The 23,570-nt window shown below is 66.2% G+C and carries 22 protein-coding genes; 12 read left to right on the top strand and 10 right to left on the bottom strand.

Features of this window, described 5'->3' with window-relative positions:
* The first annotated feature begins 45 nt into the window (after nucleotides 1-45).
* From lpdA to BWQ93_RS07220, 6 genes are all read left to right on the top strand, one after another.
* Complete coding sequence (gene lpdA, locus BWQ93_RS07245) at nucleotides 46-1,443, top strand: dihydrolipoyl dehydrogenase (protein ID WP_077029936.1); 1,398 nt, start codon at nucleotides 46-48, stop codon at nucleotides 1,441-1,443.
* Nucleotides 1,444-1,568: 125 nt separating this feature from the next.
* Entirely contained in the window at nucleotides 1,569-2,198 is a 630-nt protein-coding gene (locus BWQ93_RS07240; RefSeq protein ID WP_077029935.1) for a phosphatase PAP2 family protein, read from the top strand.
* A 56-nt stretch (nucleotides 2,199-2,254) separates the two neighbouring features.
* A complete protein-coding gene (locus BWQ93_RS07235) occupies nucleotides 2,255-2,635 on the top strand; it encodes a hypothetical protein (protein WP_077029934.1) in 381 nt (126 codons plus the stop codon).
* A 38-nt stretch (nucleotides 2,636-2,673) separates the two neighbouring features.
* Nucleotides 2,674-3,588 (top strand): aminotransferase class IV, encoded by a 915-nt coding sequence (locus BWQ93_RS07230; protein WP_077029933.1) that lies wholly within the window; start codon nucleotides 2,674-2,676, stop codon nucleotides 3,586-3,588.
* A gap of 3 nt (nucleotides 3,589-3,591) precedes the next feature.
* A complete protein-coding gene (locus BWQ93_RS07225; protein ID WP_077029932.1) occupies nucleotides 3,592-4,329 on the top strand; it encodes a sulfotransferase family protein in 738 nt (245 codons plus the stop codon).
* 54 nt (nucleotides 4,330-4,383) lie between these two features.
* Nucleotides 4,384-5,706 (top strand): Xaa-Pro dipeptidase, encoded by a 1,323-nt coding sequence (locus BWQ93_RS07220; protein WP_077029931.1) that lies wholly within the window; start codon nucleotides 4,384-4,386, stop codon nucleotides 5,704-5,706.
* A 132-nt stretch (nucleotides 5,707-5,838) separates the two neighbouring features.
* Here the strand turns inward: BWQ93_RS07220 and BWQ93_RS07215 are convergent, their stop codons facing one another.
* Genes BWQ93_RS07215 through BWQ93_RS07205 form a run of 3 tightly spaced genes read right to left on the bottom strand, consistent with a single transcriptional unit; the run spans nucleotide 5,839 to nucleotide 8,610 of the window.
* The gene (locus BWQ93_RS07215; RefSeq protein ID WP_077029930.1) at nucleotides 5,839-6,618 is read right to left on the bottom strand and encodes a tyrosine-protein phosphatase; all 780 of its coding nucleotides are present in this window, start codon (nucleotides 6,616-6,618) and stop codon (nucleotides 5,839-5,841) included.
* Nucleotides 6,619-6,620: 2 nt separating this feature from the next.
* Complete coding sequence (locus BWQ93_RS07210; protein WP_077029929.1) at nucleotides 6,621-7,424, bottom strand: crotonase/enoyl-CoA hydratase family protein; 804 nt, start codon at nucleotides 7,422-7,424, stop codon at nucleotides 6,621-6,623.
* A gap of 55 nt (nucleotides 7,425-7,479) precedes the next feature.
* Nucleotides 7,480-8,610, bottom strand: a complete 1,131-nt coding sequence (locus BWQ93_RS07205; RefSeq protein WP_077032264.1) for a CaiB/BaiF CoA transferase family protein — start codon at nucleotides 8,608-8,610, stop codon at nucleotides 7,480-7,482.
* Nucleotides 8,611-8,841: 231 nt separating this feature from the next.
* On the opposite strand from BWQ93_RS07205, the gene BWQ93_RS07200 reads away from it, so the two are divergent.
* Nucleotides 8,842-10,212 carry an alkaline phosphatase PhoX gene (locus tag BWQ93_RS07200; protein ID WP_077029928.1) on the top strand — a complete coding sequence of 457 codons (1,371 nt, stop codon included), beginning with the start codon at nucleotides 8,842-8,844 and terminating at the stop codon, nucleotides 10,210-10,212.
* A 38-nt stretch (nucleotides 10,213-10,250) separates the two neighbouring features.
* Here BWQ93_RS07200 and BWQ93_RS07195 read toward each other — a convergent pair whose 3' ends face one another.
* The 5 genes from BWQ93_RS07195 to BWQ93_RS07175 all read right to left on the bottom strand — a co-directional run bounded on the left by BWQ93_RS07195 (nucleotide 10,251) and on the right by BWQ93_RS07175 (nucleotide 15,502).
* On the bottom strand, nucleotides 10,251-11,501 hold the full coding sequence (locus tag BWQ93_RS07195; RefSeq protein WP_077029927.1) for an acetyl-CoA C-acetyltransferase: 1,251 nt from the start codon (nucleotides 11,499-11,501) through the stop codon (nucleotides 10,251-10,253).
* A 24-nt stretch (nucleotides 11,502-11,525) separates the two neighbouring features.
* Nucleotides 11,526-12,308: an SDR family oxidoreductase gene (locus tag BWQ93_RS07190; RefSeq protein ID WP_077029926.1), complete on the bottom strand. Its 783-nt coding sequence runs from the start codon at nucleotides 12,306-12,308 to the stop codon at nucleotides 11,526-11,528.
* A 12-nt stretch (nucleotides 12,309-12,320) separates the two neighbouring features.
* Entirely contained in the window at nucleotides 12,321-13,526 is a 1,206-nt protein-coding gene (locus tag BWQ93_RS07185; protein WP_077029925.1) for an acyl-CoA dehydrogenase family protein, read from the bottom strand.
* Nucleotides 13,523-14,617 (bottom strand): acyl-CoA dehydrogenase family protein, encoded by a 1,095-nt coding sequence (locus BWQ93_RS07180; protein ID WP_077029924.1) that lies wholly within the window; start codon nucleotides 14,615-14,617, stop codon nucleotides 13,523-13,525. The genes BWQ93_RS07185 and BWQ93_RS07180 overlap by 4 nt, the downstream gene beginning before the upstream one ends.
* Nucleotides 14,618-14,701: 84 nt before the next feature.
* Nucleotides 14,702-15,502, bottom strand: coding sequence for an enoyl-CoA hydratase/isomerase family protein (locus tag BWQ93_RS07175; RefSeq protein ID WP_077029923.1), 801 nt, complete (start codon nucleotides 15,500-15,502; stop codon nucleotides 14,702-14,704).
* Nucleotides 15,503-15,593: 91 nt separating this feature from the next.
* Between BWQ93_RS07175 and BWQ93_RS07170 the strand changes: the two genes are divergently transcribed.
* Both BWQ93_RS07170 and BWQ93_RS07165 read left to right on the top strand, forming a co-directional pair.
* Complete coding sequence (locus BWQ93_RS07170) at nucleotides 15,594-16,685, top strand: acyl-CoA dehydrogenase family protein (protein ID WP_077029922.1); 1,092 nt, start codon at nucleotides 15,594-15,596, stop codon at nucleotides 16,683-16,685.
* A 1-nt stretch (nucleotide 16,686) separates the two neighbouring features.
* A complete protein-coding gene (locus tag BWQ93_RS07165) occupies nucleotides 16,687-17,910 on the top strand; it encodes an acyl-CoA dehydrogenase family protein (protein WP_077029921.1) in 1,224 nt (407 codons plus the stop codon).
* 120 nt (nucleotides 17,911-18,030) lie between these two features.
* On the opposite strand, the gene BWQ93_RS07160 is transcribed toward BWQ93_RS07165, so the two are convergent.
* On the bottom strand, nucleotides 18,031-19,518 hold the full coding sequence (locus BWQ93_RS07160; protein ID WP_077029920.1) for a class I adenylate-forming enzyme family protein: 1,488 nt from the start codon (nucleotides 19,516-19,518) through the stop codon (nucleotides 18,031-18,033).
* A 74-nt stretch (nucleotides 19,519-19,592) separates the two neighbouring features.
* On the opposite strand from BWQ93_RS07160, the gene BWQ93_RS07155 reads away from it, so the two are divergent.
* The 3 genes from BWQ93_RS07155 to BWQ93_RS07145 all read left to right on the top strand — a co-directional run bounded on the left by BWQ93_RS07155 (nucleotide 19,593) and on the right by BWQ93_RS07145 (nucleotide 22,622).
* Nucleotides 19,593-20,879, top strand: a complete 1,287-nt coding sequence (locus BWQ93_RS07155; protein ID WP_077029919.1) for an FAS1-like dehydratase domain-containing protein — start codon at nucleotides 19,593-19,595, stop codon at nucleotides 20,877-20,879.
* Nucleotides 20,880-21,034: 155 nt separating this feature from the next.
* A complete protein-coding gene (locus BWQ93_RS07150) occupies nucleotides 21,035-21,832 on the top strand; it encodes an enoyl-CoA hydratase-related protein (protein ID WP_077029918.1) in 798 nt (265 codons plus the stop codon).
* A complete protein-coding gene (locus BWQ93_RS07145) occupies nucleotides 21,825-22,622 on the top strand; it encodes an enoyl-CoA hydratase/isomerase family protein (RefSeq protein WP_077029917.1) in 798 nt (265 codons plus the stop codon). The genes BWQ93_RS07150 and BWQ93_RS07145 overlap by 8 nt, the downstream gene beginning before the upstream one ends.
* Nucleotides 22,623-22,755: 133 nt before the next feature.
* On the opposite strand, the gene BWQ93_RS07140 is transcribed toward BWQ93_RS07145, so the two are convergent.
* The gene (locus tag BWQ93_RS07140) at nucleotides 22,756-23,544 is read right to left on the bottom strand and encodes an acyl-CoA thioesterase domain-containing protein (RefSeq protein WP_077029916.1); all 789 of its coding nucleotides are present in this window, start codon (nucleotides 23,542-23,544) and stop codon (nucleotides 22,756-22,758) included.
* Between the last annotated feature and the right edge of the window lie 26 nt (nucleotides 23,545-23,570).

Raw genomic sequence — 23,570 nt, 5'->3', positions numbered from 1 at the left:
AACCCCTCTCCCGCAAGGGGAGAGGGGCTTTTGAAGGAGCCCATAATGGCTGACACCAATTACGACCTCATCGTCCTCGGTTCGGGCCCCGGCGGCTATGTCGCGGCGATCCGTGCGGCGCAGCTCGGGCTCAAGACCGCGATCGTCGAGCGCGAGAATCTCGGCGGCATCTGCCTCAACTGGGGCTGCATCCCGACCAAGGCGCTGCTGCGCTCGGCCGAAATCTATCATTATATGCAGCATGCCGGCGATTACGGTCTGATCGCGCAACAGATCAGCGCCGACATCGACGCCGTCGTGAAGCGCAGCCGCGGGGTCGCCAAGCAGCTGAGCCAGGGCGTCGCCTTCCTGATGAAGAAGCACAAGATCACCGTCCATATGGGCGAGGGCAAGCTGACGGCGCCGGGCAAGCTGGAAGTAAAGGGCGAGAAGGGGACCGAGACCCTCACCGCCAAGAACATCATCGTCGCGACCGGCGCGCGCGCGCGCGACCTGCCTTTCGCGCCCGCCGACGGCAAGCGCATCTGGACCTATCGCCACGCGCTCGTCCCGCCCGAAATGCCCAAGAAATTGCTCGTTATCGGATCGGGCGCGATCGGCATCGAATTCGCTAGCTTCTACAGCGACATGGGCGCCGAAGTGACCGTGGTCGAGATGCTCGACCGGCTGGTCCCCGTCGAGGATGCCGATGTCTCGGCGTTCCTCGAAAAGCAGCTCAAGAAGCAGGGCATGACGATCCATACCGGCGCCGGGGTCGAGGAACTGAAGGCGACCGCGACCGGGGTCTCGGCGAAGATCAAGGGCAAGGACGGCAAGGTCGAATCGGCCGAATTCAGCCATGCGATCGTCGCGATCGGCATCGTCCCGAACACCGAGAATATCGGCCTCGAAGCATTGAGCGTGAAGACGACCAAGGGCCATATCGACACCGATGCGATGTGCCGCACCAACGTCCCCGGTATCTGGGCGATCGGCGACGTCACCGCGCCGCCGTGGCTCGCGCACAAGGCGATGCACGAATCGGTGATCTCGGTCGAAGCGATCGCGGGCCATCATCCGCACGCCATGGACCCGCGCAACATCCCCGGCTGCACCTATTGCCGCCCGCAGATCGCCAGCGTCGGGCTGACCGAAGCGAAGGCCAAGGAGCTGGGTTACGAGGTCAAGGCCGGCACCTTCCCCTTCATCGGCAACGGCAAGGCGATCGCGCTGGGCGAGGCCGAGGGTTTCACCAAGACCGTGTTCGACGCCAAGACCGGCGAACTGCTCGGCGCGCATATGATCGGCGCCGAGGTCACCGAGCTGATCCAGGGCTATACGATCGGCAAGACCGCCGAGCTGGTCGAGGATGATTTCATCGGCACCGTTTTCCCGCACCCGACGCTCAGCGAAACGATGCACGAGGGCGTGCTGGCGGCCTTCGGACGGCCTTTGCACATCTGACATTCCGATCCTCCCCGTCGCGCAGCGATGGGGAAGGGGACCACCCGCAGGGTGGTGGAGAGGCCCCTCCGTCGGCCCATGCGGGGCCGCCACCTCCCCATAGCTCCGCCACAGGGAGGATCATTTTGAATTTCACCACCCGCCACACCCGCTTCCTGATCGCCGCCGCCATATTGCTCGTCGGCGTCATCCTGCTCGGCTTCGCGGTCGTGGCGGGCTGGACGCAGGCGATGGACCTGCGCATCTCGACCGGCCTCGTGCTCCAGGTCGGCAAGAGCGATCCGCTGTTCATCGCCTTAATGCAGGGCGTGAGCTGGATCGGCGGCGGCATTCCGCGCTGGATCATCGTCATCGCGCTGTCGGCGCTCGTCTGGCACTGGTGCGGGCCGCGCTGCGCGGTAGCGCTGGCGGGGGCTTCGCTGCTTTCGAACCTGGCGTCGAGCCTGCTCAAGCTCGGCTTCGGCGTCTCGCGCCCCGACCTCATCCCGCACCTCGACCACCAGACGAGCTTTTCATACCCCAGCGGCCATGCGACCAGCGCCGCGGTGGTCTATCTCATGCTGGCCTGGCTGGTGCCGCCGCGCTGGCGCCGTGCGGCGTGGAGCCTCGCGGGGGTGATGATCGTCCTCAACGGCGTCTCGCGCATGATGCTCGGCGTGCATTGGGCGAGCGACATCGTCGGCGGCACGATGCTCGGCGCCGCCTTCGCCTTGCTCGGCGCCGTCTATGCGCGGCGCGAAACGCCTGCCGGATAAGAAAATCCTAACCGCCGCCTGCTAAGTCCCTCTTCGCACAAGGAAGAGGTTTTCGCATGCGCGCTTTTTTCGGCTGGCTCCTCGCGCTGATCCCTGTTGTCTATATCGGGTTTCTGCTCTGGCATTTCGCCGGGGTCGGCGGCGGATCGATGCAGGGGATCGCCGGCATCGGGCTCGGCCCGACCGTGCTCGGCCTGTCGGTCATCGGGCTGCTTTTCCTCATCGGCCCGCTGGTCAAGATGATCCGCGTCGCCTCGGGCTCTAACCGCGTGCCGGGCGCCGGCATCGACATCGGCGACGACCGGCCGACCGAGGGTTTCGACGCCGACGCCGCTTTTGCCAGCTATATGAGCCGCCGCGAAACCGCGCCGCCGGTCGAAGCCGACCTTGATCGTCCGGCCCCGCGCCCCGGCGGTTTCGGGCGCAAGGGCGTCTGACCCCTCGACAGGCGCGCCGCGGTGGCTAGTGTCGCCGCATGGCGCAAGGCACCCACGATTTCGTCCCCGACCCGCGCAACGACGCGATCCTGATCAACGTCAACGGCACGCTGGTGCCGCGCGCCGAGGCGACCGTGTCGGTGTTCGACAGCGGCTTCATGCTCGGCGATGGCGTGTGGGAAGGCATCCGCGTCCACAAGGGGCGGATGGCGTTCCTCGACCAGCATCTGGATCGCCTGTTCGAGGGCGCCAAGGCGATCGCGATGGACATCGGGATTTCGCGCGAAGCGCTGATCCAGCGGCTTTACGATACGATTGCGGGCAACCAGATGACCGGATGCCATATCCGCCTGATGGTCACGCGCGGAATCCGCTCGACGCCGTACCAGGACCCGCGCGTCGTCATCTCGCCCGCGACGATCGTCATCATCGCCGAGCATAAGGACCCGCTGCCCGCGACGGTCGAAAAGGGGCTGACGCTCTTCACCGTCCATGTCCGCCGCGGCGACCCCGCGGTACAGGACCAGAAGCTCAATTCGCACAGCAAGTTGAACTGCATCACCGCCTGCATCCAGGCGGCGCAGGCGGGCGCCGACGAAGGATTGATGCTCGACCCGCACGGCTTCGTCGCCACCTGCAACTCGACCCATTTCTTCATCGTGCGCAAGGGCGAGGTGTGGACGTCGAGCGGCGACTATTGCCTCGGCGGCATCACCCGCGCCAACGTCATCCGCCTCTGCCGCGAGAATGGCATCCCGGTGTTCGAAAAGAATTTCTCGCTCACCGACGTCTATGGCGCCGACGAGGCGTTCGTGACCGGCACCTTCGCGGGCGTGGTCCCCGCGCACACCATCGACGGGCGCAAGCTGACCGAGGGCAGGGGACCGATGGTCGAGCGATTGCAAGGACTGTACAAGGCACTGATCGAGCGCGATATTTCGGGTCAGGCCTGACGCATGCCCGGCTGCATCCGCATCGCCATGTGGTCGGGTCCGCGCAACCTGTCGACCGCGATGATGCGCAGCTTCGGCGCCCGCGCCGACACCCATGTCAGCGACGAGCCCTTCTACGGCGCCTATCTCAAAGAAACCGGCGACCCGCAGCCGATGATGGACGCGGTGATGGCCTCGATGGACTGCGACTGGTCCGGCGTCGCGGCAGCCATGACCGGTCCCAACCCCGCGGGCACGCCGATCTGGTACCAGAAGCATATGGCGCACCATATGGTCGGACCGATCGGGCACCACGATCTGCCCGGCCTCCGCCACGCCTTCCTGATCCGCGACCCCGCGCGCGTCGTCGCAAGCTATGCCGCCAAGCGCGTCGCGGTGCGTCCCGACCATCTCGGCACCGACAAGCAGGTCGAGTTCTTCGATCGCGAAGCCGACCGGCTCGGCCACGCCCCGCCGGTGATCGACAGCGCCGACATCCTCCGCGATCCGCCTGCGATGCTTGCCAAACTCTGCGCCGCGCTCGGTATCGCCTGGGACCCCGCGATGCTGCGCTGGGAGGCCGGGCTGCGCGCCACCGACGGCATCTGGGCATCGCACTGGTACGACGCGGTGATGACCAGCACCGGCTTCGGCGCGCCCGACAAGCCGCTGCCCGAACTCGATGCGCAGGGGCAGGGCGTCGCCGATGCGTGCCGTCCCGACTACGACTATCTGGCGCAGCACAAGATTCCGCTGTCCTAATAAGTCCTGATTTGCCATCCAGTTACCGGGCATCAGCAACAGGGCGGAGAGATCATGCAATCGCGAATGAAGTTCGGCAGTTTTCTGCGGGGAATCGCGCTCGGCTCGGCGGCGCTTCTGGCGACGTCGGTACAGGCGCAGGACGGCGGCAACAGCGTCATCACCGCCGCGCGCTACATCGATGTGCTGACCGGCAAGACGGTCGACTATCCCGCGATCTTCGTCGGTCCCGACGGGCGCATCACGAGCATCGCCGACGCACGCACCGTGCGCTGGGGCAGCGACGTCAAGCATATCGACCTCGGCGACAAGACGCTCTTGCCCGGCCTCATCGACATGCACGTCCATATCGACGGCCCCGCCGACATCGGCGGCTATAACGGCCTCGAATATACCGACAGCTTCTGGGGCATGACCGCGGTCAAGAATGCGGGCGATATGCTGGGTGCCGGCTTTACGACGATCCGCAATGTCGGCTCGTCCGAACGCAACGACATCGGTCTCAAGCAGGCTATCGACGCCGGTTATGCGGTCGGACCGCGGATCATCGGCGCGGGTTATGCGCTCGGCGCCACGGGCGGGCATTGCGATTCGACCTTCTTCCCGCCGAGCTTCGAGAAGGAAGACGCCAAGAAGGAAGGCATCGGCGACACCCCCGATGAGCTCCGCTACCAGGTCCGCCGCCAGCGCAAATATGGCGCCGAGGTGATCAAGGTCTGCGCGACCGGCGGTGTCTTTTCGCGCAACACCGAGCCCGGCCAGCTTCAGGTGCCCGAAAACGAACTGCGCGCGATCGCCGACGAGGCGCATCAATGGGGGCTGCAGGTCGCGGCGCACGCGCACGGCGCCTCGGGCATCCGCGCCGCGATCGCCGCGGGCATCGACACGATCGAACACGCCAGCCTCGTCGATGACGAGGGCATCCGCATGGCCGTCGCGCGCAAGCGTCCGGTGTGGTTCTCGATGGACATCTTCAACACCGACTACACCCAGTCCGAGGGCGCGAAGAACGGCGTGCTCGAGGACAATCTCCGCAAGGACCGCGAGATCGCCCAGATCCAGCGCGACAATTTCCGCAAGGCGCACAAGGCCGGCGTGCGCATGGTCTTCGGCAGCGACGCGGGGGTGATGCCACACGGCCTCGTCGGCGGCCAGTTCAAGGTGATGGTCCAGTACGGCATGACCCCGCTGGAGGCGATCCAGGCCGCGACGCGCAACGCCGCGCAGGCGCTGGCGCGCGAAAAGGATGTCGGCGCGATCGCGGTCGGCCGTTACGCCGACATCATAGCGGTTGGCGGCGACCCGCTAGCCGATGTGCGCGAGCTCGAAAGCGTCGATGCGGTGGTCAAGGGCGGGGTGCTGGTGAAGGGCAGCTAACTAGCGCCGAACCCACCATCCGTTCGTGCTGAGCTTGTCGAAGCACCGTCCTTCCTTCTTCCGTGGTCGGAAGGAAGAACGGCCCTTCGACAAGCTCAGGGCGAACGGATTATCCTGGGGGCTTGCGGTTGTTCAAACCACCAACCGGTCCACCATCGCCTCATGCATCTCGGGCGTCAGGTTCAGCACCGTTTCGGCATAGGTCGCGACATCGCCATGGTCGCGGCGCACCGTCGCCAGCGCGGCCTCGAGGAAGGCGGGGTTGACCGACATCAGCGCGCGGATCGCATCTTCCTGGATCTCGGCGCCATAACGCGCGCGGATATGCGCCGCGCCCTGCGCGATGCGCTCGTCGATCTTGCCCGCGCTGTTGGTGAGCAGATAATCCTGCATCAGATCGTCCTCATGGACCCCGAGCAGCCGGTGGACGATCGCCACCGCGAACCCCGTGCGGTCCTTGCCTGCGACGCAGTGGACCAGGCTCGGCGCGTCATATTCGGCCAGCGCCGACAGATAGAGCCGCAGCGTCGCGACCAGCGCGGGGCGGTACGGCATGCCGGCATAGGTGTCGATCATCCGCTCGCGCGCCGTCGCGGCGTCGATCGCGCCGCCCGCGGCCTGCAGATGCGGCGCCAGCCCCGCGGTCACCCCGCCGGCGAACAGCACGCGCGCGCTGAAATTATCGCTGCGCCGACACGGATGCACCTCGCGCTCGTCGTCGCCGCGCAGGTCGATTACCGTCTCGATCCCCAGTGCATCGATGGCTGCCAGATCGTCGTCGCTCGCTTCGACATGATGCGCCGAGCGCCACAGCATGCCGTCGCGCAGGCGCCCGCCGCCCTCGACGTCGTAACCGCCGTAATCGCGGAAATTGTGGATGCCGGACAGCGGCAGGACGCGCTCGGCGAGCATGGTCAGTCTCCTGTAAAAACGGGGGGGCGTTTCTCGACGAAAGCGTTGATCGCCTCGCGGTTGTCGGCGGTTTCGTGAACGATTGCCTGATAGGCAGCGCTCAGCTCGAGGATGTCGCTCATCCGGCTATGTTGCGCCTCGCGGAGCAGTCGCTTGGTAAGCCGCAGCGCCCGCGGCGGATTGCATACGATGCGCTCGGCGATCGCGATGGCGCGGTCGAGCAGTTCCTCATCGGGCACGACTTCGGTGACCAGCCCATATTCCTTCGCCTGCGCCGCGTCGAAACGGTCGCCGGTCAGAAAGAGTTCGGCGGCGCGCGGATAGCCGAGAATCTTCTGCAGCAGCCAGGCACCGCCGTCGCCCGGAACGATCCCGACCTTGATGAAGCTGCACGCAAATTTGGCGCTCTCCGCGGCGATGCGAATATCGCAGGTACAGGCGAGGTCGGCGCCGAGCCCAATCGCATGGCCGTTGACCGCCGCGATCATCGGCACTTCGCAGTCCATCAGCGCGCGGATCACCGCCTGCACGCCGCGGCGGTAATTGGCGCGGGTGGAATCGGGCTGGTCCAGCACCCCGATGCCCTGCCGGTCCTGCATGCCTTTCAAATTGCCGCCGGCGCTGAACGCCTTGCCGCTGCCGGTCAGGATGATCGCACTCACGCCGCGGTCAGCCCCCAGCGCGCGCATCGTGTCGATGATGTCGTCGCAGTCCGCGTGCGTGCCGATCGCATTCATGCTCTCGGGCTTGATCATCGTCAGGATCGCGATCTTGCCGCGCCGCTCGACGCTCAGAAATTCGCCCATATTCTTCTCCTTATCGGCGGCCGCAGGCTACGCCTCGCGGCCGCCGCGTGCAAGTTCAGCGCACCGCGCCGCCGCTGCGTAGCGCCGCAATCTTGTCCGTGTCGTAACCGAGCCCCGCGAGCACCGCGTCCCCGTCGCTGCCCGGAACCGGGGCGGCGCGCGGCATGTCGTTGACCGTCGCCGAATAGCGCGGCGCGGGGGCGGGATGCGGGACGCCCGCGACGGTGACGAAGGTCTCGCGCTCGACATTGTGCGGATGGTGCGGCGCTTCGCTCAGCGACAGCACGGGCGCGAAGCAGACGTCGGTCATCTCCATCAGCGCGCACCATTCATCGCGGGTCTTGGTCGCGAACAGCGCGGCGACCTTCGCCTTCTTGGCGGGCCAATTCTCCTGGTCGTCCTGCAGGTCGAAGGCGGGGTCGGCGTCGAGCCCGGTCTTGGCACGCAGCAGCGCATAGAATTGCGGTTCGATCGACCCGATCGAGATGAACTTGCCGTCGCTGCAGGTATAGGTGTCGTAATAGGGCGCGCCGCCGTCGAGGCGGTTCACCCCCGCCTCGTCTTTGATCATGCCGGCACCGTGGAACCACCAGCTCATGCCGGCAAGCAGCGCCGATCCGTCGGTCATCGCACAATCGATCACCTGGCCCTGACCCGTCTTCGCCGCATGGAGCAAGGCGCTCGACATACCGAACGCCAGCATCATGCCGCCGCCGCCGAAGTCGCCGACATAATTGACCGGCGGCACGGGCTTCTGCCCCGCGAGCCCGACGGTGTGGAGCACCCCCGACAGCGAGATATAGTTGATGTCGTGCCCCGCCGCCTGCGCATAGGGACCATATTGGCCCCAGCCGGTCATGCGGCCGTATACCAGCTTGGGATTGTCGCCGAGCAGCACGTCGGGCCCGAGCCCCAGCCGCTCCATCACGCCGGGGCGATAGCCCTCGATGATGCCGTCGGCGCTTTTGCACAGGTCGCGCGCGATCTGGACGGCTTCTGGGTTCTTCATGTCGAGCGCGATCGAGGTGCGATTGCGCGACAAGGGATCGCGCGGGTCCATGAAGCCGCCGGGGCGGTCGATGCGGATGACCTCGGCGCCGTGATCGGCGAGCATCATGCCGCAGAAGGGGCCGGGACCGATGCCGGCGAATTCGATGATGCGGATACCCTGAAGCGGACCTGCCATGTCGTTCTTCTCCCATTTTGTTCCTTCGGCCATGCCGACGCGAAACGGGCAGTGCAAGAGCCAAGGAACCCTTAGGGACGAAAGGATTTCTTTGCCGCCGGGATGGCGTGTCGGGGCGTTCTAATCCCGCGGCGTCGAATGTTGCACTAATGTGCCAGCGAACTTCAAAATGTCGCCGAACTGTCAGACTTTCGCAGCCCGCCTGTCACTTCATGCCCTTATCGGGCAGCCATGGAACGGGCATCCATCGCACCCGATCGCCGCGGCTTCGCCAAGGGGCTGATCGCCACCGCCTTCGCCGGCCTCGCGCTCCACAGCCGTCACGTCTCCGCCGCGATGCTCGCCGACGCCAGCCGCTTCGGCGCACCGGTCCCCGACCCCACGGGCCTGCTCGATCTGCCGAAAGGCTTTTCGTACAAGATCGTCTCGCAATATGGCCAGCTGATGAGCGACGGGCGGCAGGTGCCGAACAGCGCCGACGGCATGGGTTGCACGACCTTGCCCGACGGGCGTCTCTGCCTGATGCGCAACCACGAGCTCGGCACCGACGAATTGAAGCATGGCGCCTGCCCCGTCGGCACCAGCGGCGACGCGGCGGCGTTCGACTGCTACCGCGGCGGCAGCGGGGAGGCTTTGCCCGGCGGCGTCTCGACGATCATCCTCGATCCCGCGAGCCTCGCCGTCGAGGAGCAATATCTTTCGCTCGTCGGCACCATCTACAATTGCTCGGGCGGCATCACCCCGTGGGGCACCTGGCTCAGCTGCGAGGAAGACGTCTCGCGCGCCGGCAAAGGGCATAGCGAAGACCATGGCTGGGTCTTCGAAATCCCGGTGGCGCCCGGCCGCTTGGTCAGCGCCGCGCCGATCAAGGCGATGGGGCGCTTCAACCATGAAGCCGCGGTCGTCGATCCCGCGAGCGGCGCGATCTATATGACCGAGGACCGGCAGGACAGCCTCTTCTATCGCTTCCTGCCCGCGGTGCCGGAGCAGCTTCACAAGGGTGGGCGGCTGCAGGCGCTGGCGCTGGTCGACTCTGCGCTCGCCGACACGCGCAACTGGACGCGGCCGGTGCTGGCGACCGGCGGCTGGCACGATGTGCGCTGGATCGACCTCGATGAGGTCGAAAGCCCCAAGGACGATCTGCGGAAGCGCGGCGCCAGGGCCGGCGCCACGATCTTCGCGCGCGGCGAGGGTGTCCACAGCGGCGACGGCGAAATTTACTTCACCTGCACCTCGGGCGGCCCGGCGCGGCGCGGACAGATCATGCGCTATCGCCCGTCGCCCGCCGAAGGCGCGGCCGCCGAGGCTGCGCAGCCGGGACAGTTGCAATTGTTCGTCGAAACGACCGACCCTCAGCATTTCAGCTTCGGCGACAATTTGAGCGTCGCGCCGAATGGCGATTTGATGGTCTGCGAGGACCGCCGCGGCAGCCGCCCCGACAACTGGCTGCGCGGCGTGACGCCGGAGGGGAAGGTCTATCCCTTCGCGCGGGTGAGCGCGGCGACCAAGGTGTCGGGCGTCTGCTTCGCGCCCGACGGCAAGACGATGTTCCTGAACCTTTACAATCCCGCGCGGACGATCGCGGTCCGCGGGCCGTTCTAGGCCAGTTCCCCTCCCGCAAGCGGGAGGGGAGACCTGCCTCAGATGCGTTCGATGATGATCGCCGGCGCCATGCCGCCCGCGGCGCACATGGTGACGAGGCCGTAGCGACCGCCCGAACGCTCGAGTTCGTCGAGCGCCGTGCCGATCAGGATCGAGCCGGTGGCGCCGATCGGGTGACCCAGCGCCATCGCGCCGCCGTTGATGTTCACCTTCTCGCGGTCGAGGTCGAGGTCGCGGATGAACTTCTCGGCAACCACGGCAAAGGCTTCGTTGATTTCCCAGACGTCGATGTCGTCGGTGGTCAGCCCGGCCTTTTCGAGCACCTTCTTCGCCGCCGGAACCGGGGCGTTGAGCATCAGCGTCGGGTCGTCGCCCTGGTTCGCATAAGCGACGATGCGCGCGCGGGGCTTCAGGTCATGCTTATCGGCATAATCTTTCGAGGTGAGCAGCAGCGCGGCGGCGCCATCGACGACCCCCGACGAGTTGCCCGCGTGATGCACGCCTTCCCATTCGAGGTCGGGATAGCGGCGCTGGATTTGCTTTTTGAAGGTCACCCCGCCGCCGAGGTCGAAATCGGCGAGCGCGCCGAAGCTCGCCTTCAGCCCGGCGAGGCCTTCGGCGGTGGTCTCGGGGCGCGGGAATTCCTCGCGGTCGAGCGCGACGCTGCCGTCCTCGTTATAGACGGGGACGACCGACTTCGCGAAGCGGCCTTCCTTGATCGCGCGGTCGGCGCGCTGCTGGCTGACCAGCGCGAGCGCATCGACCGCCTCGCGGCTGATGCCTTCGCGCGCGGCGATCGCGTCGCCGCACACGCCCTGGTGCGACTGCGGGTGGATCGCGTCGAGCGCGGTGTTGCCCGACCCCATGCCGAGCGGCTTCAAACCGGCATTGGCTTCCTCGGCGCCGATCTGCGCGGTGTAGCTCATCATTTCGGTGCCGCCGGCGATGACGCAATCTTCCATGCCCGACATCACCGACGCGGCGGCGAAGTTGACGCTGCTGATGCCGCCGCCGCAGAAACGGTCGAGCGTCGTGCCCGAGGCCTTGGTGTCGTAACCCGCAGCGAGCGCGGCCATGCGACCGAGGTCGCCGCCCTGCTTGCCCTTTTGCGTCGAGGTCGACCAGACGATGTCGTCGACGGTCGCGGTGTCGAGATTGTTGCGTTCCTTGATCGCCTTGAGCACCGTCGCGGCGAGATGCTGCGGGTGGAGGTGCGAGAGCGCGCCCTTGCCGGGCTTGCCGATCCCACGCGGGGTGCGGACGGCGTCGATGATATAGGCTTCAGGCATGACTGGGTTCCTTTCAGAAGGGATTTAGCGGGGAGCCATACGGATCGCGCCGTCCAACCGGACGGCCTGGCCGTTGAAATAGCTGTTGCGAACCATCTCCATCGCAAGGCTGGCATATTCCTCGGCCTTGCCGAGCCGCTTGGGGAAGGGGACCGAGGCGCCGAGGCTGGCGAGCACCGGTTCGGGCAGGCCCGCGACCAGCGGCGTGCTGAACACGCCCGGCATGATCGAATTGACGCGGATGCCGAGGTCCATCAGGTCGCGCGCCATCGGCAGCACCAGCCCGTTCACGCCCGCCTTGGCCGATCCATAGATGACCTGGCCGATCTGCGCGTCCTGCGCCGCGACCGAGGCGGTCAGGATGATCGCGCCGCGCTCGCCGTCCTCGAGTTCGGGCAAGGTCGCCATGCCCTCGGCCGCGATCGAGGCGATGCGATAGCTCGCGGTCAATATGCCCGCGACCCCATAGGCATAATCCTCGGTCGGGGTGCGGCGGAACGTCCCGCTCGCCTTGTCGAAAGCGAGCGTCTTGCCGCGGCGCGAGGTCATCGCGCAATGGACGCAGACGCGCTCCTGACCATGTGCGGCGCGCGCGGTGGCATAGCCATCGAGCACCGATTGCTCGTCGGTGATGTCGACATGCACGAAGCGCCCGCCGATCGCCGCCGCGACCTCTTCACCGAGCGTATCGTTGATGTCGAAGATCGCGACCTTCACCCCGGACGCGGCGAGCGCCTCGGCGGTCGCGCGGCCGAGGCCCGAGGCCCCGCCGGTGACGACGGCTGCGATAGTGCTGTCGATCTTCATGCGCGCGCCTCCTCAGGCCGGGATCTGGTTGAACGGCACGCCCTTGTCGGGGCGATGGTCCTGCGGCAGGCCGAGGATCTTTTCGGCGATGGTGTTGAGCAAGGTCTCGTCCGATCCCCCGGCGATGCGGCCAGTGGGAGCGTTGATCCAGCTCGACGTCCAATTCTCCTTCTGCGAGGCATGGTCGTCATAAGCGAAGCCGCCCGACCCCTGGAGATCGATCGCGAGTTCGGACAGTTTCTGGCGCGAGCGCACCGCGACGAGCTTGTTGAGCGAGCCTTCGGGACCCGGCACCATGCCAGCCTGCATCATTGCCATCGCACGCGCGGTGATCGACTGCAGGCCACTCCGCATCGCATAGTTGCGCGCGATCTGCTGGCGGATACGCCCGTCCTCGATCGCGGGCTTGCCGTTGAGTTCGGTGTCTTTCGCGAGATCGACGAACAGGTCGAGGTGCGGGCCGAACCCGGCGCTGTCGGTCGCGACATAGCGCTCGATCATCAATGTCGCGATCGCAACCGCGAAGCCGCCGCCGACGGGCGACATGCGATGGTCGTCGCTGATCTTCACATCGTCGAAGAACACCTCGTTGACGTGGCTGTCGCCGCCGACGAGCTTGATCGGGCGCACGGTGACCCCCGGCGCTTTCATGTCGACCCAGAAGTAAGTGAGCCCCTTGTGCTTGGGCACATTGGGGTCGGTGCGCACGACGATGACGCCGTAATCGCTGTACTGCGCCCAGCTGGTCCAGATCTTCTGCCCGTTGATCCTCCAGCCATTGCCGTCGGCCTCGGCCTTGGTGCGCAGGCCGGCAAGGTCCGAACCGCCCGAGGGTTCGGAGAAGAGCTGGCACCAGATTTCCTCGCCCTTCAGCGCCTTCAAGACGCGCTCCTTGACGAATTCCTTGTCGCTGCCGAACTGCATCAGCACCGGGATCGGCATGCCGAGCGAGATGCCGAAATAGAAGCTCGGGAAACCGTGCTTCATTTCCTCGCCGTCAAAGGTGACCTTTTCGAGATGACCGAGCCCTTGGCCGCCATATTCGGTCGGCCAGTTGATGCCGGCATAACCCGCGTCGAACTTGGCACGCTGATATTGGCGCGCGATGGCCAGGTCTTCCTCGACGCTCAGGCCCTTGCGCGCCTCCTTGCCATAGGTCGGGACCATCGATTCCAGCCAGGCCGCGGCCTTGGTCCGATAGGCGTCGAGATCGCTCATGCTGCTTCTCCGGTCAGGCGGTCGACGAGAACATCTTCCCAGAACAGCAGATTGCCCTGTTCGATCGCGAGGCTGCGGGCGCGGCGGGTGTGGAGGTGGAGCCCCAACTCCCACGTCACGCCCATGCCGCCGTGGATCTGCACGCAGTCGCGCGACGCACTGTCATAGGCCTCGGTCGCCGAGATGCGCGCGGCGGCGGCGGCGGTGACGAAGTCGGCCTGGCCCTCGCGCGAGGCAGCGTGGATGCAGTTGGCGCGCGCCAGTTCGACGAAACCATAAAGTTCGGCGATGCGGTGCTTGATCGACTGGAAGGCGCCGATAACCTGCCCGAAGGCGCGGCGGGTGACCGCATAGTCGCGCGCTATCTCCATCATCGCCTCGGCGCCGCCGGTCTGTTCGTGCGCGGTGATCACCGCCTGCAGCGCAAGCACATGCAGCGCCGCGTCGCGCGCCGCGCCGCCGACGACCAGCGTCTCGGCAGGCGTGCCGGCGAAACCAAGGTCGGCATAGAGGCGGCTGTTGTCGAAGCTGTCGATCGCATTGCGCGCGACGTTCGTCAGGTCGGCGACAACCAGCACCGGCATGCCGGGCCCATTGGCGTAGACGACCGCGATATCCGCGGCGAGCCCGCCCGCAACGCCGGTCGACGTCCCGTCGAGGCGATTGTCGGTGAGCGTCACACTTGGAAGGGTGGGCAGGGCATTCGAACCCGACGCAAATGCGACCGCGCCAATCGTCTCGCCGCTCGCGAGGCCGGGGAGGTATTTGGCCTTCTGCTCGTCGCTGCCGTAAAGCTCGATCGCCTTGGCGGCGCCGAAGCTGCCGGTGAGGAAGGGCGCGCCGCTCAGGCTCCGCCCCGCCTGATGAGCGATCAGCCCGAGCTCGACGAGCCCGAGATCGAGCCCGCCATAGGCTTCGGGGAGGGCGAGGGCGGTCCAGCCCTGTTCCTTCGCTGTGTTCCAGAAACCGTCATGATATTTCCCGGTGACTTCGAGCAGCGGCAGCAGCTCGTCCTTGTTCACCCGGGCTTCGAGCACACGCCGCGATTCGGTCGCGATCGCTTGCTGGCCCTCGTCGTACAGAATCGACATGCGCGTTCGAGTCCTCACCCTTTATATGTTGAGCTCATCCAACCGGACGTTGACGTAAACGTCAAGCGGTAGTTGCCGCTACGGCTATCGCACCGTGAATTTCTTGGCCTTGTCGGCCATCAGCGCGGTGCGGTCGACCTGCGGCACCCCGACCGGATTGCCGATCTGGCAATATTTGAGCCCCTGTTGCAGCGCGACCGAGCGGGGGAGGTCGAGCGATTCCCAGATCGCCTTGACCGACCCCGCGGTCGCGGCGGGCGGCTTGGCGGCGATCGTCGCGGCGAGTTCGGCGGCGCGCGGCCACAGGTCCTCGAGCGTCACGATCTCGCTGACCAGCCCGATGCGCAGCGCGGTGCCCGCGCCGATCCGCTCGTCATTGCCGAGCAGCACCATGCGCAGCACGTCGTGCAGCGGCATATGATAGGTCATGCCGATCGGCTCGAGCGCACTCGTCATCCCGTAAGTGACATGCGGGTCGAAGAAGGTCGCCTCCTCCGAACAGATGATGATGTCGCTCTCGTTGAGCCAGTAGAAGGCGCCGCCGGCGGCCATGCCGTGCACCGCGGCGATCACCGGCTTCCAGCATTTCATCGACTTGGGGCCGAGATAATTGCCGGGGTCCTCGCAGTGCCAGATGTTGGCGAGGTCGACGACGGTGCCGCCCTCCTTCTGCGATTCCTTGACGTCGACCCCGGTGCACCAGGCCTTGCCCGGCGCGGCGCGCAGCACGCAGCAATGCACATCGTCCTCGCGCCCGATCCACTTCCACAGATGCTCGAATTCGTCCATCATCCGCTTGGTGAAGCTATTCATCGCCTCGGGGCGGTTGATCGTGATCGTCGCGACATGATCGGCGACATCGACCAGGATGGTTTCATATTGCATGATGGGTGCTTCCTCTCCGCGCACTTGTCATGGTTGACCTAGTTATACAACTCGCTATGACACAGACCCATATGGAGGGGCAAGGCCTGCGATGAATTTCGACCTTAGCGATGAACAGAAAATGCTCGGCGAGCAAGCCCGGGCGCTTTTGTCGGACCTCTCGTCCTTCGACCGGCTGCGCAGCCTGATCGATTCGGGCGCCGAATGGGACGAGCCGCTGTGGCGCGCGCTCGCCGAAATGGGTTTCCTCGGCGCCGCGATCCCCGAGGAGCATGGCGGACTCGGCCTCGGCGCGCTCGACCTCGGCGTCATCATGGACGCGCTCGGCGCCGCCAACGCCGCGGTGCCGTTCATGAGCTCGATCATCCTTGGGGCCGAGGCGATCCGGCTCGCGGGCAGCGACGCGCAGAAAGCGGCATGGCTGCCCAGGCTCGCGAGCGGCGAGGCAGTGGCGACCTTCGCTTATGCCGAAGGGCCGGGACCGGTGTTCGCGACTGGTGCGAAGATGGCGGGCGGCAAGCTCAATGGCAGCAAATCGCCCGTGGCCGATGCGGGCGTCGCGGACGTCGCGGTGGTGCTCGTCGCGGGCGGCAGCTTCGCGCTCGTCGAACTCGACCAGCCCGGCGTGACCCGCAACAAGCTCGACAGCTTCGACCAGCTCCGCGCCCATTACCGCCTCGACTTCGCCGATGCCGTCGCCGAGCCGATGCCGGGGGCAGGCAAGCTCGACCGGCTGATCGACCAGGCCGCGGTGCAGGCGGCGTTCGAGGCCGCGGGGGCTGCCGAAGCCTGCCTCCACATGGCGCGCGACTATGCGATGGAGCGCCAGATGTTCGGGCGCCCGCTCGCGGGTTATCAGGCGATCAAGCACAAGCTCGCCGATGTCGCGGTGGCGACCGAGCTAGCAAGATCAAACGCGTACTATGGCGGCTGGGCGGCCGAATCCTCGCCCGACGATCTCCCCGCCGCTGCAGCAGCGGCGCGGCTTTCGGGCATCAAATGCCTTGAGCTGGCGGCGCGCGAGAATCTGCAGGTCCACGGCGGTATCGGCTACACCTTCGAGGCGAACTGCCATTTCTATTACCGGCGCGAGCGGATGCTCGCGGTGCATCTCGGCAATCGCGGCTTTTGGGCCGATCGCTTGCTGAACGCGCAGCCCGGCTCACAAGGGAAGGCGGCGTAAGATGGATTTCAACGACAGCCCGCAGGAAGCGGCTTTCCGCGCCGAAGCCCGCGCCTGGCTCGCCGCCCACGCCCCCGCGCATGTGCTCACGCCCGGCGAGAAGATCCCCGACACCGAGGAAGCCGATCGCGGCCGCGCCTGGATGCGCGAGCTTTATGCCGGCGGCTGGTCGGGGCTGACTTTCCCGAAGGCGCTCGGTGGGCGCGGGCTATCGGTGCCCGAAGCGGTGATCTTCGCCGAGGAGGAGGGCAAATATCACCTTCCCAAGGGGCCCTTCACCTCGATCGGCACCGGCATGGCGCTACCCGTGATCGCCAAGCACGGCAGCGACGCGCAAAAGGCGCGCTTCATCGAGGCGACGCTGAAGGGCGACATCACCTGGTGCCAGCTCTTCTCCGAACCTTCGGCGGGCTCCGACCTCGCGGCGCTGCGCACCAAGGCGGTGTGCGCGGGCGACGGCTCGGGCGACTGGATCGTCAACGGCCAGAAAGTCTGGTCGAGCTGGGCACATCTCACCGACTGGGGCATCCTCGTCGTGCGCACCGATCCGACGCTGCCCAAGCACAAGGGGCTGACCTTCTTCGTCGTCGATATGAAGACGCCGGGGATCGAGACGCGCCCGATCCGACAGATTTCGGGCGCCAGCGAGTTCAACGAGACCTTCCTCACCGACGTCCGCATCCCCGACGCAAATCGCCTCGGCGCCGAGGGCGAGGGCTGGGCCTGCTGCATGACCGTGCTGATGGGCGAACGGCTCGGCTCGGGCGCGCACCGCAGCGGGGTCGAGCCGCTGATCGATTATGCCGCGTCAACCCCCGACGGCCATGGCGGCACGATGCTCGACGACCGCGCGATCCGCCAGCAGCTCGCCGAGGCGCTGGCCGAAGAGCAGGGCGAACGCTTCTTCCAGGCGCGCCTCCGGACAATGGTGTCGAAGGGCGAGAACCCGGGTGCGCTCGCAGGCATGGTCAAGCTCGCCTACGCCGGGCGCTATCAGAAGACCAACGGCCTCGCGCTCGAACTCCGCGGGCTCACAGGGATAGCGCCCGAGGCGGGGGACACGCAAACGGGCGACGTCCAGTACGACTATATCTATTCGACCGTGATGCGCATCGCCGGCGGCGCCGACGAGGTGCTGCGCAACCAGATTGCCGAACGCGTGCTCGGCATGCCCGGCGAGGTCCGCATGGACAAGGATGTGCCGTTCGAGACGTTGAAAGCTTAGATTCTACCCAAAACCGTTCGTGCCGAGCTTGTCGAAGCACCGTTCTTCGTTTCGACGTCGAAGGAAAGAACGGCCCTTCGACAAGCTCAGGGCAAACGGTTTTTCAGATTTTTAGGGGGCTCAAGCCGCCCGCCGCGCTTCCGCCGCCTTCGCCAGCGGCCCCGCCAGATCCTTCTTCAAGATCTTCCCGTTCGGGTTCAGCGGCATATGGTCGAGCACGACCAAGGTCCGCGGCACCTTGTTGTCGCCCAGATGCGCCTTGCAAAAGGCGATGATGTCGTCCGCGCTCGCTTCGCCGCAGCCGGGGCGCAGCGTCACCGCCGCGGCGATATCCTCGCCCAGCACCTCGTGCGGCACGCCGACCACCGCTGCCTGCTGCACCGCGGGATGCAGGTGCAGCACCGTCTCGATCTCTAGCGGGGTGATGTTGTAGCCGCCGCGGATGATCAGCTCCTTCGAGCGTCCCGCCATGATCAGGTCGCCGTCCTCGTCGACGAAACCTAGGTCGCCGGTCTTGGTCCAGCCGCCCTTGAAGCTCGTCGCGGTCGCCTCGGGGTCGTTCCAATAGCGGCGCGCATGCTTCTGCCAGCCATAGATCTCGCCGACCACGCCCGCCTCGGTCACGATATGCCCCGCCTCATCGCGCAACTGCATATGCGCTGGCATCTTGCCGACGCAGCCGGGTTTCAGCACCTGTTCCTGGCTCGAGGTGCCGATGCCGACCCCGCCCTCGGACATGCCGTAACTGTTGCGGATGCGCAGGTGCGGCCACAGGTCCGACGCGCGCTTCACCGAATCATGCGGCAGCGGCGCGGTGCCGGTCATCAGATATTTGACCCCGTCCATGTCGTAATCGCCGACCTCGGGATGATCGAGCACCAGCCGCAGCATCGAGGGCACCAGGTAGACGAGGTTCGGCCGCTTTTCGCGCGCCAGCTCCAGAAAGCCCTTGGGATCGAATTTCTGCTGGGTGATCGCGGTCGCGCCGCCGCGCGCGGGCAGCATCACGATGCCGATATTGCCCCCCGACCCGGTCAGCGGCAGCGCGTTCAGCGTCGAGCGCGACCGGTCCATATTATAACCGGTGACCCCGGTCATCAGGTCGGGGTGCGACACCACGACCCCTTTGATCTTGCCCGTGGTGCCCGAGGTACCGAGAATCTCGGCATCGGCCTCGGGGTCGAGCTTCGACTGATCGGGCAGCGCGGCGATGTCGCGCGGCATCTCGGCGACGTGCCAGCTGCCCGCAAGCTCGAGCGCCGCGACCAGATCAGGGGCGTCGGTAATGCAGAAGCGCGGCTCGCATAGGGCCGCATAATCGGCGACCTCGCGCGGGCTCAGCCGCGGGCTGATCGGGCAGGCGATGCCGCCGGCGCGGAACACCGCGAACACCGCGATCGCCATCTCGACCGCATGCGCATTGCTGATCGGCAGGAACACCCGGTCGCCTGGAACCAGCCCCGCCGCCGCGAGCCCGCCGCCGACCTCGTCGGCCTCGCGATCCCATTCGGCGAAGGTGATCTGCCGCCGGATATCGTCATGCGCGATGTCGTCACTCTGGTGCGTGGCGCGCACCTTCAGGGCATCGCTGATGCGGCGAACTTCCATTGCGGCTTAATCCCCTTGCGTCACTCTTGAGGATGTATTACCTAGTTATATAACTGGTGACAAGGGAGATAAAGATGGCCGAGGCGAAAACCGACATCAAAGAGAGCGATGAGTGGCAAAAGGCCGTCGCCTACGAGATTACCGACGACGATATCGAACGGCAGCGCAAGCTCCTGGGATTCGACCAAGCTGCCAAGACCCGCGAATATATCACCACCGCGACCGAGGATAATATCCGCAACTTCGCGCACGGCATGGGTGACGACAAGCCGCTCTACACCGATCCCAACTATGCGAAGAAGACGCGCTGGGGCAGCGTGATCGCGCCCGGCATGATGGCGGGCATCATCAACAAGCCGATGAAAAGCGATCCCGTCCCCGACGAGATCAAGGCGCTGAAAAAGTCCCTGTTCAAGGGCGTCCACGTCTTCGTGTCGGGGTCGCAATGGGACTTCTACCGCCCGATCTTTCCGGGCGACACGATCTACAGCTTCAACGGCGACGAGAGCGTCGAGGTCAAGCAGTCCGAATTCGCCGGCCGTTCGGTCATCGGCGTACGCCGCGACGTGAAGATCAACCAGCGCGGCGAGGTCGTCGCGGTCTACCGCATCCTGCGCGTGCTCACCGAGCGCAAGACCGCGGTGAAAAAGGGCAAATATTCGGCGATCCAGCCCGCCAGCTACACCGACGAGGAAATGCAGGCGATCGAGGACATCTACGCCAAGGAACATGTCCAGGGCGCCGAGAAGCGCTGGTTCGAAAGTGTCGAGAAGGGCGATTCGGTCGGCTTGCAGGCGAAGGGCCCGCTGACCGTCACCGACGTCATCTGCTTCCACGCGGGCGGTTACGGCTTCGTCCCCTATGCGCCGACCGCGAACCGCCTCGCGCACAAGAATCGCCAGCGCATCCCCGCCTTCTATGTGAAGAACGAGCATGGCATCCCCGACGTCGCGCAGCGGCTGCACTGGGACCCGCTGTGGGCGCAGGCGATCGGCAATCCGATGGCCTATGACTATGGGGTCATGCGCGAAAATTACCTGTGGCAATATCTCAGCGACTGGGCGGGCGACGACGCCGTCATCACCCACATCCACGACGAGATCCGCAAGTTCAACTATATGGGCGACGTCCAGCGCGTCACCGGCGAAGTGCTTGCGAAGCGGCAGGAAGGCGGGCAGAGCCTGGTCGACGTCGCGGTGAAATTCACCAATCAGCGCGACGAGGAAACGGTGCGCGCGACCGCGACGATCGCGCTGCCGAGCAAGACGCGGCCGCTGCCGCTCTATCCGGCGGTGCCTGAGGAACTGGCGGAGAAGGCGGTGGCGATGCTAGCCCGCCACCGCGAACTCGGCGGGGATTGACGAAAACCCGATCCTCCCCACTAGTGGGGAGGTGGCAGCGCGCAGCGCTGACGGAGGGGGTTGGAGGCAAGGCGCCGGCGGTTGATGCCGAGAGCCCCCTCCACCATCCCCGCAAGTGCGGGGACGGTCCCCCTCCCCGCAAGCGGGGAGGAATTATGAGCGACGAAATCCTGATCGACGACGCCGAAGGCGTCCGCACCATCACCCTCAACCGGCCCGACCGATTGAACGCGCTGACCAGTTCGATCATGGCGCCGCTCGCCGATGCCTGCGCCGACGCGGCGCGCGATTCGTCGGTCGGCTGCCTCGTGATCACAGGCGCGGGCAGGGGCTTTTGCGCCGGCGGCGACCTCAAGGAAGGCGGCGCCGACAAGGCGGTCGTGCCGGCGAATGCCGACGTCGGCAGCCGCACCGAACAGGGCCATGTGCGCCTCCGCACCTTTATGGAAACCTCGCGCCTGCTCCACGAAATGCCCAAGCCGACGATCGCGATGGTCAACGGCCCCGTCGCGGGCGCGGGCATCGGCATCGCGGGCGCGTGCGACCTGCGCTTCGCCGCGAAAAGCGCGAGCTTCCTCACCGCCTTCGACCGCATCGGCGCGGGGGGCGATTTCGGATCGACCTGGTTCTGGACCAAGATCGTCGGCACCGGCGTCGCGCGCGAACTCTTCCTTCTCGGCGAGAAATTGTCGGGCGAGGAGGCCTTCGCCAAGGGGCTCTACACGCGTCTGTTCGACGACAATGTGCTGCGCGACGAGACGATGAAGGCGGCGCGCCGCCTCGCCGACGGGCCGCGCATGGGCTATCGCTATATGAAGGCGAACCTCAACAATGCCGAGGATTGGGCGTTCGAGGCCGCGCTCGACGCCGAGGCGCTCAACATGACCCTCTCGACCAGCGCGACTGCGATGATCTGGCGCGAAAAGAAAAAGGCCGAAAACCCCGATGGCTGATCTCCAGCATATCCGCATCGACCGCCACGACGGCGGCATCGCGGCGGTCGTCGTTGCGCGCGCCGATATCGGCAACGCCTCCTCGCCCGAGATGCTCGGCGAGATCCGCGATGCCTTTGCTGCGCTGTCCAACGACCGCGACGTCCGCGCGATCCTCTTCGCCGCCGAAGGCAAGCATTTCTCGGTCGGCGCCGATTTCGCCTTCCTGCAGCGGCTGACCGGCATGGCGGCGAGCGAGATCAAGGACACCGTCTACGCCAATTTCCAGGGCGCCGCGCGTGCCATCTACCGTTGCCCCAAACCGACGCTCACGCTGGTGCAGGGCGCGGCGGTGACGGTGGGGTGCGAACTCGCGCTCGCCTGCGACTTCCGCATCGCCGCCGACAGCGCGATGTTCCAGGAAAGCTGGATCAAGCTCGGCATCATGCCCCCGCTCGGCGGCACCTTCCTCTTGCCCCGCATCGTCGGCCTCGGCCGCGCAATGGAGATGTGCCTGCGCGGCAAGCAGGTGCGCGCCGACGAAGCGCTGAGCATCGGGCTGGTCAGCGAAGTGGTCGCAAAGGACGACCTTGCGGACCGCGGCATGCAACTGGCGCGCGAACTCGCAGCGTCGGCGCCGCTCGGCTATGCGACGGTCAAGCAATCGATTCAGCGCGCGCTCGAAAGCAGCATGGAGGCCGAATGGCAGGCGAACCTGCCCAATCAGGCGCTGCTGCTGGGTAGCCAGGACCACCGCGAGGGATTGGCGGCGGTGACCGAGAAACGCGCGCCCCAGTTCCGAGGCGAATAGCGCGCCTCAACTTCCGAACCGCCGTTTGCCCTGAGCTTGTCGAAGGGCCGTCCTTTCTTTCAGACGTGGAGGAAGAAAAGGACGGTGCTTCGACAAGCTCAGCACGAACGGGTTCTGAGTAAGACCTGGCCTTCTACCGAGGCTGCCCCGGCCCGACGAATATGGTCTGCGTCCCCTTGGCATAGACCCCGTCGGCATCGGCAAACACGCTCTGTGCCACCGCATGCCCGTTGCCCGCGCCCTCGGTATGACAGTCGAGCAAAAACCATTCGCCGCGCGGCATGCGGAAGAACTGGACCGAGATGTCGAGATTGGCATAGCTCCACTCATGCGCGTGCGTCGCGCTGCCGACGCCATTGCCGAAATCGGCGAACAGGCACGCCTTGACGAAGGGCGACGCCGGCACGCCCGCCACCACCTCGCCGTTCATGCACATCCACGCCACCCCGCGCCCCGGCTCGCGCACCCGGCCCATGATCGGCCGCGTCCGGATCGCCCCCGCCATGCTCGCGCCGATCAGGAAATTGTCCTCGGGCACGTCCTCGGCCGCCGGATGCGGCTGCGGCGGGTCGAACGCTGGCGTGTCGATCTGGCGCGCCAGCAGCACATGCGCCTGCGCCACGATCTTCGCGTCCGCGAACAACTCGATGCGGTGCAACTGTGCCTGCCGTCCCTGCCGCACCGGCACAAGACGCGGCACAAGCAACGCCCGCGGCACGACGCCCAATATGTCGATCGTCACGCGGCAGATCTCGAACCCCGGCTCGAACCCCGCCTGCTCGATCATATGCCCGAACAGCGCCGAAACCGGCCCGCCCGCGACCGCATCGGCGAACCAGGGGTTGCGCGACAGGCCCGTCGGGTCGAAACCCTCGGCGGTGGAGACGAAATAATGCGGGATGGGATCGGTGCTATCGGTCATCGGCGCCCCTTATCATGCATTGCTCG

The sequence above is a fragment of the Sphingopyxis sp. QXT-31 genome (genome assembly GCF_001984035.1).
Taxonomy (GTDB): Bacteria; Pseudomonadota; Alphaproteobacteria; order Sphingomonadales; family Sphingomonadaceae; genus Sphingopyxis.
This window is presented reverse-complemented; position numbering and strand designations above follow the sequence as displayed.

Excerpts from the sequence above, each read along its gene's own strand:
- lpdA (WP_077029936.1), top strand. The coding sequence starts at position 46 with ATGGCTGACACCAATTACGACCTCATCGTCCTCGGTTCGGGCCCCGGC.
- BWQ93_RS07235 (WP_077029934.1), top strand. The coding sequence starts at position 2,255 with ATGCGCGCTTTTTTCGGCTGGCTCCTCGCGCTGATCCCTGTTGTCTAT.
- BWQ93_RS07230 (WP_077029933.1), top strand. The coding sequence starts at position 2,674 with ATGGCGCAAGGCACCCACGATTTCGTCCCCGACCCGCGCAACGACGCG.
- BWQ93_RS07225 (WP_077029932.1), top strand. The coding sequence starts at position 3,592 with ATGCCCGGCTGCATCCGCATCGCCATGTGGTCGGGTCCGCGCAACCTG.
- BWQ93_RS07220 (WP_077029931.1), top strand. The coding sequence starts at position 4,384 with ATGCAATCGCGAATGAAGTTCGGCAGTTTTCTGCGGGGAATCGCGCTC.
- BWQ93_RS07215 (WP_077029930.1), bottom strand. The coding sequence starts at position 6,618 with ATGCTCGCCGAGCGCGTCCTGCCGCTGTCCGGCATCCACAATTTCCGC.
- BWQ93_RS07210 (WP_077029929.1), bottom strand. The coding sequence starts at position 7,424 with ATGGGCGAATTTCTGAGCGTCGAGCGGCGCGGCAAGATCGCGATCCTG.
- BWQ93_RS07205 (WP_077032264.1), bottom strand. The coding sequence starts at position 8,610 with ATGGCAGGTCCGCTTCAGGGTATCCGCATCATCGAATTCGCCGGCATC.
- BWQ93_RS07200 (WP_077029928.1), top strand. The coding sequence starts at position 8,842 with ATGGAACGGGCATCCATCGCACCCGATCGCCGCGGCTTCGCCAAGGGG.
- BWQ93_RS07195 (WP_077029927.1), bottom strand. The coding sequence starts at position 11,501 with ATGCCTGAAGCCTATATCATCGACGCCGTCCGCACCCCGCGTGGGATC.
- BWQ93_RS07190 (WP_077029926.1), bottom strand. The coding sequence starts at position 12,308 with ATGAAGATCGACAGCACTATCGCAGCCGTCGTCACCGGCGGGGCCTCG.
- BWQ93_RS07185 (WP_077029925.1), bottom strand. The coding sequence starts at position 13,526 with ATGAGCGATCTCGACGCCTATCGGACCAAGGCCGCGGCCTGGCTGGAA.
- BWQ93_RS07180 (WP_077029924.1), bottom strand. The coding sequence starts at position 14,617 with ATGTCGATTCTGTACGACGAGGGCCAGCAAGCGATCGCGACCGAATCG.
- BWQ93_RS07175 (WP_077029923.1), bottom strand. The coding sequence starts at position 15,502 with ATGCAATATGAAACCATCCTGGTCGATGTCGCCGATCATGTCGCGACG.
- BWQ93_RS07170 (WP_077029922.1), top strand. The coding sequence starts at position 15,594 with ATGAATTTCGACCTTAGCGATGAACAGAAAATGCTCGGCGAGCAAGCC.
- BWQ93_RS07165 (WP_077029921.1), top strand. The coding sequence starts at position 16,687 with ATGGATTTCAACGACAGCCCGCAGGAAGCGGCTTTCCGCGCCGAAGCC.
- BWQ93_RS07160 (WP_077029920.1), bottom strand. The coding sequence starts at position 19,518 with ATGGAAGTTCGCCGCATCAGCGATGCCCTGAAGGTGCGCGCCACGCAC.
- BWQ93_RS07155 (WP_077029919.1), top strand. The coding sequence starts at position 19,593 with ATGGCCGAGGCGAAAACCGACATCAAAGAGAGCGATGAGTGGCAAAAG.
- BWQ93_RS07150 (WP_077029918.1), top strand. The coding sequence starts at position 21,035 with ATGAGCGACGAAATCCTGATCGACGACGCCGAAGGCGTCCGCACCATC.
- BWQ93_RS07145 (WP_077029917.1), top strand. The coding sequence starts at position 21,825 with ATGGCTGATCTCCAGCATATCCGCATCGACCGCCACGACGGCGGCATC.
- BWQ93_RS07140 (WP_077029916.1), bottom strand. The coding sequence starts at position 23,544 with ATGACCGATAGCACCGATCCCATCCCGCATTATTTCGTCTCCACCGCC.